Raw genomic sequence first — 1,692 nt, 5'->3', positions numbered from 1 at the left:
AGCCTCACCCCCGACCCCTCTCCCAAGGAGAGGGAAAAGTGGAAGGTATGGGAAGTTTTTTTCATTTCAGTCATTTCTTTATAATAACAATTTCATTTAGGGTTCGCAAACGAACAGTTCAAGTCTTACGGGCATGAATTGTCAGTCACGCTTATTTCTAACCTGCTGACAGATAGAAACATGCCAGTTTATTTTTATTTATCCATATTAAACTGTGAGTTTAACCGCATTAAACTGCCAGTTTATTCGCATTAAACTGTGAGTTTATCCGTACTAAACTGCCAGTTTATCCGTATTAAACCAGAGCAAACTGCTCAAGTCTCGGAAGCCCAATCCCCTCCTCTCCTCCCCTCTCCTTGGGAGAGGGGCCTTTCCTCTCCTCTCTCTGGGAGAGGGGCCGGGGGTGAGGCTCCTTACTCATCGTGCAACGCTTCCGCCGGCTGCACTTTCATGGCGCGTCGTGCCGGAATGCCAATGCCGACACCGATCATAGCGGCAATAAGAATAAAGGTAGAGGCAACACAGAAAGCCAGGCGTGGCCACTCCAGTGTAGTGCCGTTGCGCCAGCTGTTCAGTTCGAAGTGAGCCAGTACGATGTCAATAATGACGGCAAGCACGGTAACGATCAGCAACAGGAAAATACCTTCACTCATCAGGCGGCCGAACACCGCACCGTCCGTGGCACCCATCGCCTTGTGCAGAGCAATCTCGCCCCGGCGCTGCTGCGTACGGAACCAGAACGTACCGAGCAGTCCCAAGAAGATATTCAGCAGCAGGAAACCCATGCCCACAACCAAGTTGCGCATCTCGCTGGTCTCGCCTTGCTGGAAGCTGCGACGGATGTCCTTGAAGCTTTTGATGTCGCTAATGTAGAGATTGCCTATGCGGAACTGCTTCTCGCTGTCGGCTTTCAGGTTCTCCATAAAGTTCTGGTCACGGTCGGCACGGACGCGGACACAGAGCTCATTGTCGGCACCGATCCAAGCTATCCCTTTCTCCCGCTCCAGTTTCTCCAGATTGTAAACTGCACAGTAACTGGAGCGCGCCTGCGTGAAATCATCGTAACGCACATTCTGCAAGGCAGCTCCCAGACAGTACGTCTGGGTTGTATCTCCGAACAAGTAGAATTCCTTCTTGCCTATCAGTGACGTCATCGGAACGTCATACTTGCGATACAGATTGTCCGAAGCCAAGAAATCGCCTCTCTCCAATATTTCAGCCAGCTGTTCGGGCGTTTCACCGCGCGTTCCCTGATAACGGAACACGCGTACAAAGTCGGGAGTCACAATGCGACGGATGGTCCAGCGGGGTGCACGAAGTGTGTCATACTCCACCTCAATAGAACCGTTGCTTCCGTTGTAGGGATAGGAACTATGCGACAAGCTGACAGCTTCCACCTCGGGGCGGCGGCGCAAACGTTCCACCAGCTCGCGCACTTCGTCGCTCTGCTTGTGGGTATCGCTATAAGGTGTATAGTCGAGACTCTTGTCGGTGAGCACGCCCATATCTATCAGGTAGCAATGCTCCGTGTCGAAGCCACGCGGCTCCATATAGGTAGCCAGGCGGCAGTAGAGCAGATCGATGATGTACCACATCACCACACTCACCACCAGCAACTCCAGCGCCAGCCACAGGTTGCTGCGCCATTCGTTTCGTATTTGGGTAAATAGTTTCTTGTTCATAATGTAAAGC

1 protein-coding gene is annotated in these 1,692 nt (G+C 52.0%); it reads right to left on the bottom strand.

What is annotated here, in order from left to right:
* Nucleotides 1-413: 413 nt before the first annotated feature.
* Nucleotides 414-1,682 carry an ABC transporter permease gene (locus tag QVP67_RS14355; protein ID WP_022164243.1) on the bottom strand — a complete coding sequence of 423 codons (1,269 nt, stop codon included), beginning with the start codon at nt 1,680-1,682 and terminating at the stop codon, nt 414-416.
* Between the last annotated feature and the right edge of the window lie 10 nt (nt 1,683-1,692).

It is taken from the genome of Bacteroides sp. CAG:633 (assembly GCF_000435115.1).
Taxonomy (GTDB): domain Bacteria; phylum Bacteroidota; class Bacteroidia; order Bacteroidales; family Bacteroidaceae; genus Bacteroides; species Bacteroides ndongoniae.
The sequence above is the reverse complement of the archived record's forward strand: the minus strand, read 5'-3'. Positions and strand labels throughout refer to the sequence as shown.